This window comes from Corallococcus sp. CA054B, from assembly GCF_003611625.1.
GTDB classification, from domain to species: domain Bacteria; phylum Myxococcota; class Myxococcia; order Myxococcales; family Myxococcaceae; genus Corallococcus; species Corallococcus coralloides.
In genome coordinates, this window is sequence record NZ_RAVY01000040.1 from 1 (window position 1) to 18514 (window position 18514).

Genomic DNA, 18514 nt, shown 5'->3' on the forward strand with positions numbered 1-18514 from the left:
GATGGGTGGGGGAAGGGGGAGGCAAAAGAGTCCGTTGACTGAAGGAAGCGGCTCGGATAGATCCGCCCACGCTTCGCCGGGCCCGAGGGCAGTTCCTGGCGCAGCACCGGATATCGGGGAGTGGCTCAGCCTGGTAGAGCACTTGGTTCGGGACCAAGGGGTCGCAGGTTCAAATCCTGTCTCCCCGACCAAACGATGAAGCGGGCTGGAGATCTTCGGATCTTCAGCCCGTTTCTCTTTTAGGACTCCAGCATCCGGATCGCCGCCGACCTGGCCGCCGGGCTCAGGTGCATGTACCGCTGGAGGGTGGAGAGGTTCTGGTGCCCGGCCAGCTCCTGGATGGCCTTCGCCGGGACTCCCGCCATCGCCAGCCGGGAGCAGAAGGTGTGGCGGAGGATGTGGATGCCCCCGTCACCGTCAGCCCGGCCAGCCGCTGGATGCGGCTCATCCACTTGTTCAGAAGCACCTGGGTCACCTTCGGGTGGCCATCGGCCCGCCAGAGGATGCGCTCGCCCCGGAGGTGACGCTGCTTGCGGAGGGCGTCCGTCAGCCGGGCGGTCATGTTCGCCTGCCGGGCCCGTCCGCCCTTGGGCAGGGTGACGTGCCCTTCCCACTCCGAGCGGCGCACGTGGATGACGCCTCGGGTGAAGTCCACGTCCGTCTGCTCCAGGGCGATGATCTCGCCGCAGCGCAGCCTCGCCTCTCCGCCGAGCAGGATGAAGACGAGGTGTTGGTGGTCCACCTTCGCCGCCGCTTCCACCAACCGCTCGAACTCGTGCGGCTCGTAGAACTCCATGGAGGAGGGCGCCACCTTCAACAGCTCGATGGTGGCCGGCATCTGCTCGATGACGTCCCACTTGGACGCGGTCTTGAAGACCGTGTTGAGCACCACCAGCACGTTGTTGACCGTCTTCGGGCTGCGGTCCACCAGCTCCGCCTTGAGCTTCGCCACCTCGGCGTTGCCGATGGCGTCCAGCCGCAGCTCGCCGAACCGGGGCAGCAGGTAGACGTCGAGGATGCGCTTCTTCTGGATGAGGGTGCTGGGCTTCTGCCGGTTGGCCCTGGCGCCCTCGTCCAAGTAGCGGGGCGCGGACGCCTTCAACGTCGGCACCGCCTTCTTCTTCACGGCCTTGCGGCCTCGTGAGAACGCATAGGGCAAATGTGAAGCGTATTGAGGGCGGCGGGCTGGTGAAGAGGGGCCAAGAAGGGCCGCTGGAGGAAGTATAGCGGTTCGTCACCCGATGGACGGAGATACATCCAGCCGGTGTGGAAGGAGGAAGTCACGGCGCTACTGGGCCGGGTGAAGTCGCAGCGCCGAGCGGCGGTGGGAGCGCCGCCCGTCTACTGAAATGGGCACGGTAAGCCGCGCAAGCTGTCCATGCAGGGCGGCACCATGGTCGCAAGGATGTGCTGGCGGTAGTCCCGGGCCACCGCGAGTCGAAGGATGCGTGGCTGGAGGGGCTTGGTGGCCGACGGGGCGTCAGCGTGGCCTACTTGCCCTTGGCGAGAATCGCACCGAGGCTGGGATCGAACCAGACGACGCGGTTGGGCCCCACGGCAAGGCTCGTGATGTTGCCGTGCATGCGGGAGAACCTTGGCCCACTCTGGGCCCCACCTGCCGGGACCCGGAGGATGTCGTATGGGCTCTGGTTCTCCGCGATGAAGAGGTCCGTTCCGTCGCTGGCGATGCCCGTGGTGGCGTTCGACGCACCCCGGAGGTATGCAGGAGGGCCGTCGGGCCTGGCTGCCTTCACGATGTCGCCGTCCGGCTGCCTCCAGTAGAGATGATGACCATCCACTGCGAGGGGGCCCCCCAGGGCCGTCGTGTAGAGGTAGAGAATGGCAGGCGTGCCGCCCTGGACCGGCATGTGGACGATGGAGCCACCCTGGGTCCAGAAGAGCTCCGCGCCATCCGTGACGAGCTGGCCAATCCCCCATAGCCCCGAGGCCACGGAGGTGATGCTCCCGCCATTGATGGGCATCTTGAAGATGGCCGAGCCGTTCTCGACCCAGTAGACAAACGTGGCATCCGTCGTCACGGCGCTCGGGTTGTCGCGGCCGGAGGCGAGCACCTGCGCTCTACCCGTGGAGAGCGACGCCTTCATCACCTGGCCGCAGGTTCGTTTCTCGACCCAGTACACGCTCGTGGTGTCCACGGCCATGCCCGCTACGTCCGTTCGCCCGTGGATGACCACGTGCTCCGCGCCAGGTGCCATCACGGTATCCGGGCCGGCCTGGTAGCTGGCGGTGAGGTCAGTCGACGACAGCGCAGCGCCGTGAACGCGGAACTCGGAGATGGAGCCCTTGAAGAATGGATCCGCGGAATAGGCGGAACGGCCCAACCACGCATTCGCGAGCGTGCCCAGGCTCGCTGGAGTGAGCGCGGTAGGGGTGGTGGTCTGAGCCACCTTCACGCCGTTGATGTACAGGCGGTTGACCCTCGCGACGCTGTCCATGGTCACCGCGACGTGCGTGAGCGCGCCCGTTGGGAACCCGGTCGCACTGGTGGCCTGCTCCTCTCCATTGATGGCCGGGCTGAGGACGCTGAAGCGTGGCGTGTCCACCGCCGGGCCCGAGTCGAAGCCGCCATTGCGCGGGGTAAGGACCAGGGACTTGTACCAGACGCCATCGTTGAAGTCGAAGATGCGCGCCCACGTCTGCCCCAAGGTGGAATCCCACTTCACCCACGCCTCGAAGGTCGCATCCTGGAGGCTGGCGAGGGTCCCGGTGATGGGCAGGCTCACATAGGCCCCCGCTCCGTTCAGGAGCACCTCGCCGTTGACGGTCGTGGCACCCCCCTCGAGCGTGGCATGCGCCGCGCTCACCGAGTCGGTCCCGCCGGCGGTGAAGCTGTAGCGGTGGAGGAGGCTCGGACCGCCCAGCGTCAGGCCCGCACGCGCGCTGCTCAACGTGTCTTGCTCGAGCGGGAGTTGCTGCTCGGGCGTGCACCCCACCAGACCGAGGACTCCCGCCAACATGGCGGAGACCTTCGTGGCCTGGCGGAGGGGGCTCCACCCTCCACGCGGCTTGGCGTTTCGTGAGCTGATTTCGGACAGGGTTCTCATGACTTTCACCTGAAGAGGGACAAGGGAGCGGCAATGCAGGGTGGAATCACCCGGCGAAAGTCTGTGTTTGCACCTCTCGTGCCCATTCGAGCTTCGCTTCCGGATTGGACTGCTCACGCCTCCCTCAAGGGGCGGGGCGCGTCGCCGCCATCGCACGCGTTGATGGGGTGAATGTGCCCCAGGGGATGGCTCGACAGTCCGGCGACATGCCGGCGACATGTCGCGCGCACGCCTTGGAGGGAAGCGGACCCCGTGTCTCTTCTGAGAAGAGACCTCGTGATGTAGGAACGACCGGGGAGAGCGGGGCCCTTCAACTGAGACGGCTGTCGACTCTTCGCGCCGCTCTCTTTGAGGTGCCCATCGATGAATCGTGACGATGAGATGGAGATCTGGCTCGCGATTGACGAGGGGCTCCTGTCCCGCGAGGGGGCGGCGGCCCTGCTTCAGGATGCGCGCCGCCTGGGACGAAGCCCGCTGAAGTTGCTTCAGGAGCGGGGCCGGGTCTCGGAAGAGACACTTGCCTCCCTGATGCGGGAGAACCTCGTCCTGGAGGAGCGCCCGTCAGGTGAGCAGCCCTCTGCCGAGCAGACCGTTACGGTCGACCCGGTCCGCGTTGAGCCGGCATTGCCCCCGGGGGGAACCGATGTCCCTGCCTTCCCCCTCCCCGGGTGGGAGCGATACCAACCCGTGCGGTTCCTGGGGCAGGGCGGAATGGGCCGTGTGTTCCTCGCGTGGGATCCACGGCTGCGCCGGCAGGTCGCCCTCAAGTTCGTCCGTGACGAGGAATCACATACCCGCCGCTTCGTTTCCGAGGCCCGTGCCCAGGCCAAGGTGAAGCACGAACGCGTATGCCAGGTGTATGAGGTGGGCCACGTCGAGGGGAAGGTCTTCATTGCCATGCAGTACATCGACGGCCAGTCGCTCAGCGCCCAGGTGCGCTCGCTCACCATCGAGCAGAAGGCACTGGTGATGCGTGAGGCCGCGCTGGGTGTTCATGCGGCCCACCGCGTCGGTCTCATCCACCGGGACATCAAGCCTTCCAACATCATGGTGGAGTCCTCCGACGACGGGACGCCCAGGCCCTATGTGATGGACTTCGGTCTCGCGCGTGAGTGGAACGAGTCCGTCACGGCCAGCGGCGCCGTCCTGGGGACGCCGCACTACATGGCTCCGGAGCAGGCTCGCGGAGAGGTGAGCGGGCTCGACCGCCGCGCGGATGTCTACAGCCTGGGGGCCACCCTCTACTTCCTCCTCACCGGCGAGGTCCCTCTCCCTGGGGCCAACGGCCTGGAAGTGGTCAACAGCATCGCCACCGAGGAGCCGCGCGCGCCGCGCCTGCTTTCTCCGGGACTCCCGGCGGACCTGGAGGCCATTGCCCTCAAGTGTCTGGAGAAGGAGCGCGACGCCCGTTACGACTCGGCGCGTGCATTGGCGGAGGACCTGGAGCGTTTCCTGGGCGGCGAGCCGGTGTTGGCACGCAGGAGCTTCGCGTACTTCCTGCGCAAGCGCCTGCGCAAACACCGGCTCCTGGCCACGGTGGGCGCCGCCGCGCTGGTCACCGCGGGAGGGGCCCTCGGTTGGGGCCTCCGGGCCCGTCAGGAGGCCGCCGAGCGTGAGCGGATCGTCCAGCGCTTCACCGAGCTGGTGGAGGACATCGAGTCCAGGGGGCGCTACTCCGCGCTCTCGCGGCTGCATGACATCCGGCAGGACCGCCGGGCGCTCCAGGCCCGGATGGCCGAACTGGAGGCGGAGATTCAGCGCTCCGGTCCGCAGGCGCTGGGCCCCGGGCACCATGCGCTGGGGCGTGGCCACCTCGCGCTCGGAGACGAGGCGAAGGCCCTGGAGTTCCTGGAGTCCTCCTGGCGCAATGGCTTTCGCTCGCCCCGGGCCGCGTATGCGCTCGCGCTGGTGAGCGGGCGGCGCTATCAGCAGCAACTCCTGGAGGCGCAGCGGATCCGTGTGCCGGCGTTGCGAGAGGCCGCGACGCGTGAGGCGGAGCGCCTCTACCGGGAGCCGGCGCTCGCGTGGTTCAAGCAGAGTGAAGGCGCTCAGGTGCCATCGCGGGAATACGTGGCGGCGCTGGTCGCCTTCTACGAGGGCCGCTTCGATGACGCCCTGCGTCTGGCGGATCGCGCCGCCAGCGAGCTGCCCTGGTTTCATGAGCTGCCCATGCTGCGCGGGGACGTCCATGCGGCACAGGCCTTCAAACGCTGGAACGGGGGGGCCCCCGAGGAAGCCCGAGCGAGCTTCGAAGCCGGTCGCGAGGCCTATGCCGTCGCCATCGCCACCGCTGAAAGCGACCCCGCCGTCTACCGGTCCCTGGCCTTGCTCGAAAACGATGCGATGGTCATGGAGCTGTATGGCCGGGGGGATGTGATGCCCGCGTACCACCGTTCCCTGGACGCGCTCTCCCGGTGCCTCACCATTGCTCCGGACGACGCTCAGTGTCTCATCCGCATGGCGCGCGCGCACCACCGCCTGGCCGAGCACCGGCTCACCCATGGGGGGGATGGGGAGGAGCCTCTCGCGAAGGCGTTGGAGGCCGCGCGGCGTGCCCTCTCGGTGGAGCCCGGACTTCCGGCGGCCACCTTCAATCTGGCTCGGAGCACCTGGCTCCAAGCGCGCTATCAAATCGAGAAGGACGAGGACCCACGCGCGCTGCTCGGCGAAGCCGCCGCGTTGTTCGCGAGCATCGGCGTGGCGCACCGGGACCGCGCCTACCACGGCGATTCAGGTCTCGTCTTCACGACGTGGGCGGACTACGAGGAACAGGTCGGGAGGGACTCCGGCGAGAACAGGGACAAGGCCATCCGCGCCTATGAGGCGGCCATCGCCTTGGACAATCGAGTCCCCGAGGACTGGATCAACCTGGGGCGTGCGCTTTTTTCACGGGCTTCCCGTCCACTCAATGCGGAGGCGGAGCAGGACCTGCGGCGGGCGGCGGCGGCACTCGAGGAGGCTCGGGCCCTCAACCCCCAGCATATGGCGCTGTACTTCTATGCGGGGCAGGTCGACGAGCAGTTGGCTCGGCGGCGGGGTCGTCGCGGTGAGGATCCGCGCCCCGTCCTGGCGCATGCATTGGAGCAGTATCAGCGCGGCATTGAAATCAACCGCCGGGTCCCCAATTTCCATAACGGAATGGGCGTGGTGCACTTGCTGCGGGCCGAGGACTCCTGGAACCGCGGTGAGGATCCCCTGCCCGCGCTGGAGCAGGCTCGGACGTGCTTCGAACAGGCCATCGCCGTCGCGCCCGGGCAGGGCTTTGCCTACGCGAACCTGGGCTCTCTCTTCGTCCGGCGCGCGCACTACCTGCTCGCGCTTGGCGAGTCGCCTCTTTCGAGCGCGCATGAGGCAAGGGAGGCACTGAGGCAAGCCTCCGAGAGGATGCCGGGGGCCGTGTGGCTGCGGGTCCTCCTCGGCACGGTGCACGTCATCCAGGCCCGCATCGAGTTGGACCAGGGGCGAGACCCCGGGGCGGCCATCGCGCGGGCCCTGGCGGAGCTCCACGCCGCGTTGGAGGTGAACTCCCTGGAGGCCGAGCCCTGGCTCCAGCTTGGCAAGGCGCAGGCCCTCCAGGCGCACTGGAAGGCACGGCGCGGGTCGCTTCAGGCCGAGGCCATGGAGGCGGCGGCGAAGTCCTTCGACAGGGCCCTCACGCTCTCTCCGGACGACCCGGAATATCGCCTGGAGGCTGGCCGCTTCTACCGACGGTGGGCGGAACACCAGAAGCGCACGGGTCGTGAATACGGCCCGCTCCTTCGACAGGGGCTCGAACACGCCGAGCAAGCGCTGAAGCTCCGGCCCGACTGGGCCGCGGCCCGCGCCCTGCGGGCCGGTTTGAAGTTGGAGCGGGTTGAAGAGCCCACCGGGGATCCGTGCACATCAAGGCGCCAGGCCCTGGAGGCGCTGACCCAGGCGCTCACGCACAATTCAAACCTCTCCAACGAGTGGGGCGGCTCGCTCGATGGCGCGCATCAGCTTGCCGCCTGCCCCTGAACCCGTGCTTGCGTCGTCCTCCGCCACGTCCGCAGCCGCTTGGCGTGAGCATGAAACGTCACGCCGCGAGCGTGAGGCGTACCTCGGGAGCGGTGGCTAGACCAGGGAGGGAGGCTCTGTGCCAGGACCGCCTGATACTTCGATTTTCCCGGAGGATGTGGGGGGTTCCCCTATTGGAGAGCGGTTCTCCACCTTGTCTCGCAGAGGGTAACCGGCGGGCACGGTTTCGACGAGCTTGACGAGGTAGGTTCTGCTGAATTTTTGAGAGGAGGGTGTCTGGGGTTTGTTTATTTTGGGGGTGAAGTCTTGATTGTATGTGTTTGTTGCTTTGGAGAAGGTAATCACGTTGTCGGGATCCTCGATTGCCACGACATCCACATCATGGTCAGTATCGAGAAATGTGATTGTTGGAGTCAGCTTCAATCCGGAAGGGACTGTGATCCTGAAGGTTATCCTGGTGCCGTCTCTGACTGAGATTCGCTCTGGTTTAGGGTCTTTTTCGTTGAAGTCGATGATGATGGTGTTGGGTTCCATGGTCGTCTCCTTGTCTTCCAGTGAGTCGTTCAGGGGGCCTTCGAGTGCAGCCCCAGTTCCTTGACGCGCCGGCTCAAGGCCCGCTTGGACACCTCCAGGCGTCGCGCCATCTCATCCAGGTTGCCCTGGCACGCATGGAAGGAGTGGGTGAGCTGCTCCACGCTCAGGTCTCCAGCCAGACGGATGCTGGGGCTGCGCTCAATGATGTCATAGATGGAGGAGCGGGCGATCCCCAGGTGGTGGGCGGCCTTCTTGACGTCCCAGTCGTGCGCACGCAAGGCCATGAGGAGTTCCTGTTCGCCCACGTCCGTGGACTTGCGACGGGCCGCAACCTCACGCTTCGGGGTGAGGGTGGCGGCGGAGGGCCGGGCCGGCGGCGCCAGGTTGAGCCTCAACTCCTGGGCGAGGCGTGCATCAAGCTCCAGGCTGGGCAGACCCCTGCTGCCGATGACGAGCTGTCGGGCTACGTTCCGGAGCTGACGGACGTTACCCGGCCAGGGATGCAGCAGGAGTTGAGCCGCCAGGTCTGATGGCATCCAAGGTAGTGCATGAGGGTCTCTCGCGGTGAGGTGGTGGGTCTCTCCGAGCGCGTCCAGCTCCTTGCGGACGAAGTGGAGGAACAGTGGAGCGATGTCCTCCCGGCGCTCGCGGAGAGGGGCAAGCCGGAGCTCATAGCCGGCCAGCCGGTGGAGGAGGGGCGACCGGAAGTGCCCCTCGGCGATCCGCGCTTCCAGGTCCGCGTCCGTGGCCGCGATGAGGCGGATGTTCGTCGCTACGGGCTTGCTGGCCCCCACCGGGTACAGCTCCCCCGTCTCCAACACTCGGAGGAGCATGACCTGGATTTCGGATGAGGCCTCGCCCACCTCGTCGAGGAAGAGCGTGCCGCCCTCCGCGGCTTGGAAGAGGCCCTCACGGTCGCGTTGGGCACCGGTGAAGGCTCCCCGGACGCTGCCGAAGAGTTCCGCCGCGGCCAGCTCCTTCGGGAGGGCGCCCAGGTTGACACTGACGAAGGGACCTCGGCGCTGGCTCCGCTCGTGGAGGGCCTGGGCGACCAGTTCCTTGCCAGTTCCGGTTTCGCCCCGGATGAGGACGGGCACATCCAGGCCGGCGACGCGCTCGATGTGTCGGCGCAGGGCATGGACGGCGGCGCTTTCGCCCACCATTCCCAGGGCGGATGGTGCGTTCGATTCGGGTGGAGGAGCCAGGTGCAGCAGCACCCCCGTCCGCCTGGAGAACTCCAGCGGGACTCCTCGTTCAAGCTCTGTGGGACCGAATTCGCGGGCCCCGTGGAGTGGCTCACCCGCTGACGTGCATCGTCCCACTTCGCCCGGGACGATGCGGAGGCCTGCTCCCGTAGGGACGAACAGGATCGGCTTGCGACTCATGAAGGGGTCGCCCAGGGGCAGGCCCAGCGGCTCGCCCGGGCGGCAGAAGTCCGGGGCATTGCGGGAGAGCGGGACCTCCCGGCCGGCGAGGAGTCCGTGCAGCAGCAGCCTTTCCCCGAGGCGGGTGACGGTGGTGTGCGAGGTGAGAGTCAACGCTGGAATCGGGCGCGCGGACGGGCGCTGTCCGCACGGAACCGACTCGGAGGCAGTGGACACGTCCGAGGTCCTCGCGGGCGCATGGGGAGGGGGAGCGCTGGGACGGGACATCCGTGCGAATTTATCTCAATGCTTGATGAACTGCACCCGCAGGGGCTCAAGTCAGGAGCCTCTCTCCGCTCCTGGGGGCCTGGCTCCCAGAGGAGGAGCGGCGCGTACGAGGCGCTCCGCCTTGTCGAACCACCTGCGGTACGGATGAGAGAAGTATCCCGTCTGCCGCTCCCATTGACTTTGGGTGTCGTCCGTCCGCGGGACGAACCCTCCGGTCACCTCTCCGTCACTGGGATTGAGTGCAATCGTCGCCAGATGGACCGGCTCCTCATCAACGGGAGCCTAAATCCAATGACAGGAGGGAACGCTTCGTTTTGAAACCAGGGGGCTAATACTACCCGGTCACTTGAATCCAGGCGCCCCGTGTGATCTACGGCCGGGATGACACCCGCGCAGCTCAAGAAGCTGGATGAGGCGCTGGGCGCCTATCTTGAAGAGATGGTCGCCGGCATGGGGCGACTGGAGAGACGGCGCGCCATGGAGGCCTACGTAACGGGCCTGCTGCTGGATGGGGAGCGCAAGAGCATCGAGCCGATGGCGGCCCGGCTGGTGGAAGACGCAGGCGAAGTCGAGGCGATGCGCCAGAGGCTGCAGCAGTGCGTTTCGCAAGGGACGTGGAGCGACGAGGCGCTGCGGGAGCGACTGGCGCGGAAGTTGGAAGAGCGGCTTCCGGAGTTGGAAGCGCTGGTGGTGGACGACACGGGCTTCCCAAAGAAAGGGAAGCACTCGGTGGGAGTCGCCCGTCAGTACTCGGGGACGCTGGGGCGCACGGACAACTGCCAGGTGGCTGTCAGCCTGCACCTGGCAGGGGCACGCGGCAGCGGATGTATTGGCATGCGGTTGTACCTGCCCGAGGAGTGGGTAACGGACAAAGCCCGGCGCAAGGCGGCCGGGGTGCCCGAGGAGGTGGGCGCGACGCGCAAATGGGAATTGGCACTTTCGCAGTTGGATGACGCGCTGACGTGGGGCGTGCGCAAGCACGTCGTCCTGGCAGATGCGGGGTATGGCAACTGCCGGGAGTTTCGCGAAGGCCTCACGGCACGCGGCCTGCCCTACCTCGTCGCTGTGCCGGGGCAGCACAAGGTGTGGCCTCCGGGTGCGACGCCGCACCTGCCGGCGAAGAAGGCGGGCGCGTACGGACGCCCCCGGACTCGCTTCGTCGACGACAGCGGCGTGCAGCCCTGGACGATTGAAGAACTGGCGCGCCAGTTACCCGAGGAGGAGTACCGCCGCATCAGCTGGCGCGAGGGTAGTCGCGGCACGCAGTCCTCCACTTTCGCCGCAGTGCGAATCCAGGTCGCTGAAGGCCATGTCGTGCGCAAGGCGCCCGGCGCTCCCGAGTGGCTCTTGTGCGAGTGGCCGCCGGGCGAGGCTGCGCCAACGAAGTACTACCTCTCGTCTCTGCCGGAAGACACGCCTCTCAAACGCCTCGTCACCCTGGCGAAGCTGCGCTGGCGCGTCGAGCGCGACTACCAGGAGATGAAGGGCGAAGTCGGCCTGGACCACTTCGAGGGCCGCACCTGGAGAGGCTTTCACCATCACGCCACGCTCTGCATGGTGGCTCATGGCTTCCTCGCGCTCCGTCGAGCGCTTTTCCCCCCGGAGGAGGATTCCCTGGACGCTGCCCCAGGTGCGTCGGCGGCTTCAGCATCTGCTACTGCGCCGCCTCGGCCATTGTCCGCTGTGCCTCCGCAGACTCGGCGCTCGCGCTCCTCCTCAAGGACCGTCACGCATCTGATCAAGTAGTACTAATAGCGGGTCGGACAAATATCGCTGCCGCCGTTGCAGCGCTGCGTTGAACGTTTCCTGGAAGTCCTCAAACCTCACGCAAGCGTCCTTTCTCTCATCTTCTGAATCCGAAAGTGGGCGGCCCCGCCTGATTACCTACGCGCCGAACCCGCCCTTCAATGGGGTGTCGAGCCGAGGAGGCCAGCGATATACTGCTGGGCAGCCGCCAGCGCCTTCTTCGCGCAAACGTGCGCTTCTAGCACGGTGGGCACAACACCCGCGTCGTGCGTCTGGTATAGGATTGGTTCGCCTTTGGGGCTCGGCACCGTCACACCAAACACCGGCGTCGTCCCTTGACGCCAGAAGCCCAGCCAGAATCGCGGCGCCTCCACGTCGGCGTCCCCGAGGTAAAAGCAGAACCCGTAGTAGGATGCAGCCCCACGGCGCACCGGTGTCCATGCGTCGCTTGCCCGGTAGTCGCCCGGCGCCTCGTCCAGCAGATACTCATGGACGGTGCTCAGGAATCGGTACATCCCCTCCCACCGGGCCGTGGAGGCTTGGCGGGAGAACGCGTCCAGCTCCCTCAGGAGCATTTCGGCGTTGAGCTCTGGCAGCAGCCAGGTGGAGCGAGTTCCCACTTGGCTCAGGAGTGTCTTCAGGGACGTGTCATTCAGCTCGAGGCCTGCAAGTTGGGCCCATGTCACATGGGGCATCGTGCGGGCCTCGGGTGGAACGCTTTGGGCCGCCGGCGTGATGAGAAGATCGACCTCCCGCTTATGCAATGCCTCTAACTGCCGAGGCGTGAAGCCCGCCAGGAGTTTCAACTCGAAGCGCTTGAGAGTGCCGTCAGCCCAACGCACGCACACATCCGCGCGCCAGCCCCCGTCTGTGGGCTCCTCCTCCGTCACCGTGGGCACCTCGGTAGCGGGGATCGAGAGCCCCATGGCACTCAGCACGAGCGCACGTGCGGCAGGCTCAGTCATCAGGGCATGCACGAGGAGGCCCTGCGCCAGCCACTCCGGGCGATTGCGAGCGAGACTGTCAAAGAGAGTCGTCATGGTGCGGCTCCATACGTGGAACAACGGCACTACGGCTTGAACACCTTGTTTCGGTGCCATTTGAGGTACTTGGGCACCAAGTCCGCTGGAGACATTACCTCGGACACGAATCCCGTGCGGAACGCCTCGGGCAACTGGCTGGAGAGGAGTACCGCGCCGCCCGAGCCAATCGTCCAGAGTCCCTCGTCCGCATGGAGGGAGGCATATGTCGCACAGGACCACTTTTCGGCGGCGAACAACTCGCTGACGGTCGGGTTCTGGTCTGACATGTCCCCCGCTGCGCTCCGCGCGGCCCCCTCCAGAATCCAGGAGCAGTCCATGGTCCACACTTCGGGTATCCCTCGTCGCATCTCCCTCTGGGCAGGCGTTGCCCTGGCGCTGGTTGGCACTCTCACGGGCTGTGCTCCGCCAGGGCCGGAGGACTTGCCCGGAGAGCCCCAGGTGACCGTGGACTCACAATCCCAGGCACTGGCCTATCCCAACGGGAGCAGCCGGACGGTGGTGTCACGGCGCGTCGTCTACAAGAACGCCTCCGGTGGCTACCAGGCGGCGCCGGGCTTCGAGCAGTTCCGCGCGGCCGGTGCCTCCGACAGCACGCTGCACGCCATCCGCATCGCCCAGGTGGACGCCCCGAGCGTGCGCGAGGCCATCGTCTTCATGACCGCCGGGCAGAAGATCTCGAGCAGCGGGCACTCCAGCGGCGTGACAGGCCAGTCCTCCAACTGGGACGCGTCCTGCGACGGCGTCTCCTGCGCCAACGTGGCCCTGGATGGCCGCTCCCTGGCCATGAAGCTCAATGCCCTGGGCTGGTTTCCGGCGGGGAGGACGCACCTGTCCGTGGTCAACGACAACAACTTCGACCACCTGTTCGACAGCGACACGAAGCAGCGCATCGTCAACGGGTTCGTCCACTGGCTCCAGGCGCAGGTCCGACCCGAGACGCGGTCCATCTACCTGGCGGGGAGCTCCCGCGGCGGGTGTCTGGTGATGCGAATTGCCCAGGCGCTCCGCGCCAACACGGCGCTGGATGGCATCACCGTCTACGTGTCGTCGCTGGATGGCGTGTGCAGGAACAGCCAGGGCGAGCTGGGCACGTTCGACACCAAGGTGAACAACCCCGTGCGCCCCTGGGGCACGTTCTACGGCGCGTGGGCCACCAACCTGTCCTCCCAGTTCCCCCGCCGCGCGCGGCTGCACCTGTATCAGGTGGTGGGGGGCCAGGAGGTCGCGCCAGCCACCGGCATCCGAGCCTTCTCCGGGTACGCGGGCGCCACGCCTCCCTCGACGGGCACCGACCTGGACTGGGGCTGGTACAAGCAGACCTGGGTGAAGTGGCAGCACAAGGAGATTGGCAATCCGTACACCGACCCGAGCACGTCGGATCAGCCGCTCGCCATTTCAGAGACGATTGACGCGCAGCTCACCTGGCTGGACGGGCTGCTGTAGCGGGCCCGCGCTCGACTACGAGTCACCCGCTGGTTACGAGAAGGAGCACCGCGCTGCCGCTTGAGGGCGAAAGCGCGGAACGCTCTGCGGAACCGGGGCAACTTCAGGTTTGGGGTACCCCGTGTCCACGGGTTCAAATCCTGTCTCCCCGACCACATAAGTCACCACGGGACGCGAAGCCGTCGTCGCTCCCGGAGGGCCATATCGCCCCTCAACGGCTCAGTACCCCACGTGCAGCCGTCCAGGAGGCAGCGCCGCCTCCAGCCGCTTCACCTCCGGCTCCGGGACGCGGTCCAGCCCCAGCTTGAACTGCTTGAGCCGGGCGAGCGGCGCGAGTCCCCCTGGCAACGCGGACAGCTCTCCCTGGAAGAAGCCGGCGTGCGTCAGCGTCGGCAGCCGCCCAATCCCGTCCACCAGGACCTGGACCCGGCCCGGGGTCATCTTGAAGAAGCGCCAGAACCAGAGCTTCTTCAGCCGAGGCAGCCGCGTCAGCACCTCGGGGAAGCCCTCCAGCGCCATCGCGTCCAGGTACAGCTCCTCCAGTGCCTCCAGCTCGCCGAACGCGTCTGGGAGCCGGGTGAGGTGGTTGCAGTAGCGGAGGCTCAACTTCTTCAGCGCGGGGAGGCGGCAGAGCTCCACCGGAAGCGTCGTCAGCGGCAGGCTCTCCAGGCTGAGGTTCTTCAGCGCCTGCAGCTCGCCAATGCGCGGAGAAATCTCCGCGATGTCGTTGGTGTCCAGGTTGAGGCTCTCCAGCCCGGTGAGGGAGAAGACCTCCTCGGGGATGGCCTTCAGCTTCTTCTGCGCGAGCCCCAGTCGCGTCGCCTTCTCGCCCCGCGCCGCCTGCTCCTTCACGGCGGCGATGGCCTTCTCCACGGGGCCAAGCCGGGTGTCCGCCAGCAGGGGACTCCCCGCTCGCAGCATCGTGAGGAGCCCCTTCTGGTCCACCGTCGAGTCGGTGACGTCGCCCTCGTCCTCGTCCTCCACGGTGAAGGCCCCCGGCAGGAGCGCCTCGTGCGGCTCCAGCTTCCTGCGGGGCTTCTCCGTCGCGGTGAGTTTGTCGCCCACGAGCACGTCCACGTCCAGCGGGCCCAACACCCAGAGGTGGTGGTGCTGCTCGACGAGGGCGCGCGCCTTCAGCCCACCGCCGACACAGAAGACGTCATCCCCATACGAGTCGCCGAAGAGCAGCCCCCGGATCCGGACGTTGCCCGCGATGAACATGGCGGAGAACGTCGCCACGTTCTCCACTTCCAAATCTCCCAGCACCACCAGGAGGGTGTGGTCCGCCGCGTGGCCGTCCTCGAGCAGACCCTTCAGCCGGACGCTGCCAGAGACAACGAGCGGCCGGGGGCCGATGACGAGCGAGTCGGCCTCCAGGTCTCCCTCGTGGAAGAGGACGCCTTTCTCGGAGACTCCCCGCCACCAGGAGGCCAGCTCGTGTCGCCATCCGGGCGTCCCCGCCGCTTCCACGTGGGTCCACACTTCTTGCGCGGAGGCATCCCTCCCCCAGTCCTGCTTCTCCACCATGTCCCGGTGCTCCCTTCCGGGAGCCATCACACCATGGAAGCGCCGCGAGGATCCCTCAGGAGCCCAGGAGGAACCGCGGCGCGACGTACAAGGGCAGGCGAAGACATCCAGCGCGAACGTCCGGTGCAGCAGTCCCGCTCAATCCAATCGCGGCGTGCGCTCCATCGTCGACTCCACCGTCATCGCCGGGGCCTCCACTGTCTTCGGACCAGGTATACGGCCTCACGCCTGCCCGGCTGCTGGAGGGGCGGCGTGTCGCGGACTACGTATGGAGCGGCCGGGGGAAGCTCGGTCCTCGTTGGGGCCACTGCCGCGCAAACCCCTTGAGCCACCTTCCCCGCGTCATGAGGGTGCCCTGGTCGCCTTCGGCCAGGAGGCCATACTGCCTGTCGAAGGTCTCGAACTCGTCACGGCTGCCGTCCTGGAACTCGAACGTCACGAAGTAGGTGGCCCGGGCGTAGTAGCCGTCGCCCGTCTGCCGTTTGGCGACGACGCGCCCCTGCCGCGCGAGGTCGGGCTCGAGACGACGGCGACCGGAGGCGTAGAACAAGAGGGCCGCAAAGAACATGCAGGCGATGAGGAAGAGGGTGATGAGCGTTTCCATGGATTCTCCTCCTCAAGGCCCGTCCCTCGGGCCCTCTACTTGGTCAGCAATTAGAAGGTGAGGCCGGTCTTCTCGTTCTTGCAGTTGAGGTCCTCGAAGATGCGGGAGAGAGGCGTGTACTGGCTTCTCTCACCGGGCTTGCGGGTGCCCGTTCCCCGCGTTCCGTCCCTCAGGATTCCGTAGGCCGTGCCGTCCACCTGGCTGAACAGGCGCACGTCGCCCTTGTTGCCGGGGACTCCGTTGTTGAAGAAGGACTGCGCGTGGTCATCGATGAAGGAGGCCGCGCTCGCCCTGGACCAGGACTGATCTGCCACCGTTCTTCCGTGTCAGTGCAACGACGCGTGCAGCCTCTTCATCCTGCTCGATGCGAGCCAGCGCGGCTTGCTCGGCGGGGGTGAGCGTGGTGCGCGGCTGGAGGCAGTGACACGCGGGCTGTGCGCCGGGCCGGAGCAGAGGCTGTGCCTCCGCTCGTGGCACATGCCGGCCCAGGAGGCCCAGCCTGGCAGCAGGCCGAAGGGGCTTGGGCTCAACACCGAGAGCAGGCGAAGAACAGCGCGAACGTCCGGCGCCGCAGTCCCGCCCAATCCAGGCGCGGCGTGTGCTCCCTCGTCGACTCCACCGTCACAGCCTGGGCCGGGCTCTCCTCCTCCAGCCCCGGCTCTGCCCCCGCTTGAGGGCGCAAGTGACGTTCGAGCGCAGGGGCCTCAGAACTCCGCGACGAACGCCAGCTCGCAGACCCGCTCGCGGCACGAGAACACGTGCAGCGCCCCATCGAGGAACTGCCCGCCCTCGTAGTCGAGCAGGTGCGGCATCTCGCCGTGCGCGCAGCTCGGCGTCGCGTCGGCCTGGTCCCAGCGCGCCACGCCGCCGAGACGAGCTCCGCCCCAGCACGCGCCACCGCGCTGCTGTGCGAGCCAATCGTCGTACTCCTCGCCGACCTCCTCGAGCTGATCCGGATCGAAGCCCTTGGGGAACGGCCCACCGAGATCGAGCGCATCGAAGCCGAAGAGCGCGCTCGACGCGGTCTCCGGCGTGATCCCCGAGCGATAGCGGTACCACATCGCCGGCGGTAGCTCGGTTGCAGGGGACGCCGGCGTCACCCGCTGGCTCTCGCGCCGCCAGCCACTCGACGCCGATTGCCACTCCTTGGGGCCGGTCACGCGGTGCCTCGGCTCCACCAGGCGCACGTACGCGACGCGCGGATCGCTGGTCTTCTCGATGCCGCAGTGAAAGCAGAAGAGCGCGGCGAGGCCGCGGCCGCCGGGGAGGAAGTCCGCGAGCACGGCCGGCGTGAGCTGGACGCACATCTCCAGCGGGCGAGCGCAGACGCCGCAGCTCGGCCAGCGCGGCTCGTCGAGCCAGGCGACGGGGCCGTGCGCGAAGCAATCGCCGGGGCCGGGCTCGAAGCTCTCGGGCTTCAGGAAATGCGGCACCTTCAGATCGACGCAGGTGGGCGCGGTCTCGCGGAGCTCGCGGCGCCAGGGCGCGAACAGCGGGTGCTCGGGAAGCTCGGGGCGAGGCGCCTTGCGCGCGCAGGGCACGCAGGTCTCGGCGGCGTCGCTCCAGCGCGGGTGCTCGCGCACGAAGGTCGGCCATGGGGTCTTCTTCTGCGCGCGGCTCGGCTCGGCCTTGGGCTCCTCGGTGGCCGCGGGCGCGACGACGAGCGGCGTCACCATCACCGCCTTGGGCACGCCCTTGTAGCCCGGCGCGGTGCCGTGCACCTCGACCCGGGTGCCGACCGAGGGGGTCACGGCGAAGCTCTTGAGCGCGGTGCCTCCGAAGCGCACCCGACCGCCTTCGTCGAGCTCGATCCACCCGAGGGCGTCGATGGGGTTGAGTTCGACAATCGTCCCTTTCTGCCCGCTCATCGCGCGGAACGCTAACACGCCCGCCTCAGCGGCTCTGCACCGTGAATCGGTAGAGCGACGACGTGCATGCCGAGCCCCGAGTCTGCTCCGGGGCCCGCCCTCCGCGCCTTCGTGCCACGCACAATGCCCTCTTCGACGAGATGACCAGGCTTCAGAACGCGCTGCGCTCGGGGCTGGGCTATTCCCGCGCCCGGCCCCAATCCGCCGACGCATGAATCAGGGGAAGGTCGGGAGTGACGAGGGAAAGGCGTGAGCACGTGGCAAGCCGTGCTCGAAGAGCTCCTGAAGGAGTCGGCAGCGCTCGGGTTCGACGGAGGCGTCGCAGGTGGAGGCTTCCCGCCGGATCTCTTCGAGCGGGACGAGCGAGGAGCTCACCGGGCGAAGCGCCTGGGAGGAGTAGGCCCACGCGTTACCCACGCGATATGCGGGCTTCTCGTCCGCGTGACAGAACGCGCAGACGGTGAGGTCGGATTGGAACATGACCTTCGTGTACGGAGCCTCGGGGGGCACCTCGGCTTCGATGGGGAAGGCCAGTTCTCCCTTGATGGAGCGGCCGGAGGCGTCGAGCTGGCTGAACTCGACGACCTCCGCTCCCGGGCCGTCAGGAACGACCGAGAGGATGAGGGGGCCCGAGAACAGGAAGATGCGAGGGCTGCGCCGGCCATGCGCGGGTTGCGCGCTGAATTCGCTCTCCGTGGCACTCAGCCGCAGGGGCCGGTCCAGACTCTCCACGAGGCAGGCCACGGAAGTGGGGCGGGGCAGGGAGTTGATGAGCGCCACCGCCTCCTCGATGGTTTCGGGGGCGCCCGTGGCACCGCCGGAGGGAACGCAGTCGCGGGGAGGCCCATCCGGGGGCTTTGAACCATTCGATGCGCCGCAACCTGCCGCCAGCACCGCCATCACCACCTGCGCGAACGCCCTTTGTCGCCACCTGTGCCTCACGTGTGACCTCCAGGGACCATCATGTCAGCGTCTGATGGGGCCGCACATCCGCGCCGCGGCCAGAGCCAGGATGATGGCGGCCGTCCCCGGAATA

The 18514-nt window shown here is 67.3% G+C and carries 14 protein-coding genes, 1 tRNA gene and 1 pseudogene; 4 read left to right on the top strand and 12 right to left on the bottom strand.

Annotated features, from left to right (window positions below):
- The first annotated feature begins 114 nt into the window (after positions 1-114).
- Positions 115-191, top strand: a tRNA-Pro gene (locus D7V80_RS12865).
- 48 nt (positions 192-239) lie between these two features.
- On the opposite strand, the gene D7V80_RS43905 is transcribed toward D7V80_RS12865, so the two are convergent.
- The 3 genes and pseudogenes from D7V80_RS43905 to D7V80_RS12880 form a co-directional block, all read right to left on the bottom strand.
- Positions 240-365 carry a tyrosine-type recombinase/integrase gene (locus D7V80_RS43905; protein WP_120588434.1) on the bottom strand — a complete coding sequence of 42 codons (126 nt, stop codon included), beginning with the start codon at positions 363-365 and terminating at the stop codon, positions 240-242.
- Between the two features lie 62 nt (positions 366-427).
- Positions 428-838, bottom strand: a pseudogene (locus D7V80_RS44095) (tyrosine-type recombinase/integrase); the annotation flags it as partial.
- Positions 839-1490: 652 nt separating this feature from the next.
- Positions 1491-2978, bottom strand: coding sequence for a LamG domain-containing protein (locus D7V80_RS12880; RefSeq protein ID WP_233585293.1), 1488 nt, complete (start codon positions 2976-2978; stop codon positions 1491-1493).
- Positions 2979-3428: 450 nt separating this feature from the next.
- On the opposite strand from D7V80_RS12880, the gene D7V80_RS12885 reads away from it, so the two are divergent.
- Complete coding sequence (locus D7V80_RS12885; RefSeq protein WP_120588436.1) at positions 3429-7061, top strand: serine/threonine-protein kinase; 3633 nt, start codon at positions 3429-3431, stop codon at positions 7059-7061.
- 96 nt (positions 7062-7157) lie between these two features.
- Here the strand turns inward: D7V80_RS12885 and D7V80_RS41760 are convergent, their stop codons facing one another.
- Positions 7158-7595 carry a hypothetical protein gene (locus D7V80_RS41760; RefSeq protein WP_158616618.1) on the bottom strand — a complete coding sequence of 146 codons (438 nt, stop codon included), beginning with the start codon at positions 7593-7595 and terminating at the stop codon, positions 7158-7160.
- A gap of 29 nt (positions 7596-7624) precedes the next feature.
- The gene (locus D7V80_RS12895) at positions 7625-9247 is read right to left on the bottom strand and encodes a sigma 54-interacting transcriptional regulator (protein ID WP_120588437.1); all 1623 of its coding nucleotides are present in this window, start codon (positions 9245-9247) and stop codon (positions 7625-7627) included.
- Between the two features lie 381 nt (positions 9248-9628).
- Between D7V80_RS12895 and D7V80_RS12900 the strand changes: the two genes are divergently transcribed.
- Positions 9629-10993, top strand: coding sequence for an IS701 family transposase (locus D7V80_RS12900; protein WP_120588438.1), 1365 nt, complete (start codon positions 9629-9631; stop codon positions 10991-10993).
- 158 nt (positions 10994-11151) lie between these two features.
- Here D7V80_RS12900 and D7V80_RS12905 read toward each other — a convergent pair whose 3' ends face one another.
- Positions 11152-12033, bottom strand: coding sequence for a hypothetical protein (locus D7V80_RS12905; RefSeq protein WP_120588439.1), 882 nt, complete (start codon positions 12031-12033; stop codon positions 11152-11154).
- Positions 12034-12062: 29 nt separating this feature from the next.
- Entirely contained in the window at positions 12063-12302 is a 240-nt protein-coding gene (locus D7V80_RS12910) for a hypothetical protein (RefSeq protein ID WP_147447083.1), read from the bottom strand.
- Between the two features lie 178 nt (positions 12303-12480).
- Between D7V80_RS12910 and D7V80_RS12915 the strand changes: the two genes are divergently transcribed.
- Complete coding sequence (locus D7V80_RS12915) at positions 12481-13479, top strand: hypothetical protein (protein ID WP_233585294.1); 999 nt, start codon at positions 12481-12483, stop codon at positions 13477-13479.
- A 219-nt stretch (positions 13480-13698) separates the two neighbouring features.
- On the opposite strand, the gene D7V80_RS12920 is transcribed toward D7V80_RS12915, so the two are convergent.
- The 5 genes from D7V80_RS12920 to D7V80_RS12950 form a co-directional block, all read right to left on the bottom strand.
- Positions 13699-15006 (bottom strand): leucine-rich repeat domain-containing protein, encoded by a 1308-nt coding sequence (locus tag D7V80_RS12920; protein WP_120588442.1) that lies wholly within the window; start codon positions 15004-15006, stop codon positions 13699-13701.
- Positions 15007-15268: 262 nt separating this feature from the next.
- Complete coding sequence (locus tag D7V80_RS12925) at positions 15269-15610, bottom strand: DUF2500 domain-containing protein (RefSeq protein ID WP_120588443.1); 342 nt, start codon at positions 15608-15610, stop codon at positions 15269-15271.
- A 50-nt stretch (positions 15611-15660) separates the two neighbouring features.
- The gene (locus tag D7V80_RS12930; protein WP_120588444.1) at positions 15661-15924 is read right to left on the bottom strand and encodes a hypothetical protein; all 264 of its coding nucleotides are present in this window, start codon (positions 15922-15924) and stop codon (positions 15661-15663) included.
- Positions 15925-16314: 390 nt separating this feature from the next.
- Positions 16315-17496 carry a hypothetical protein gene (locus D7V80_RS12945; protein ID WP_147447084.1) on the bottom strand — a complete coding sequence of 394 codons (1182 nt, stop codon included), beginning with the start codon at positions 17494-17496 and terminating at the stop codon, positions 16315-16317.
- 198 nt (positions 17497-17694) lie between these two features.
- Complete coding sequence (locus D7V80_RS12950) at positions 17695-18420, bottom strand: hypothetical protein (RefSeq protein ID WP_147447085.1); 726 nt, start codon at positions 18418-18420, stop codon at positions 17695-17697.
- Between the last annotated feature and the right edge of the window lie 94 nt (positions 18421-18514).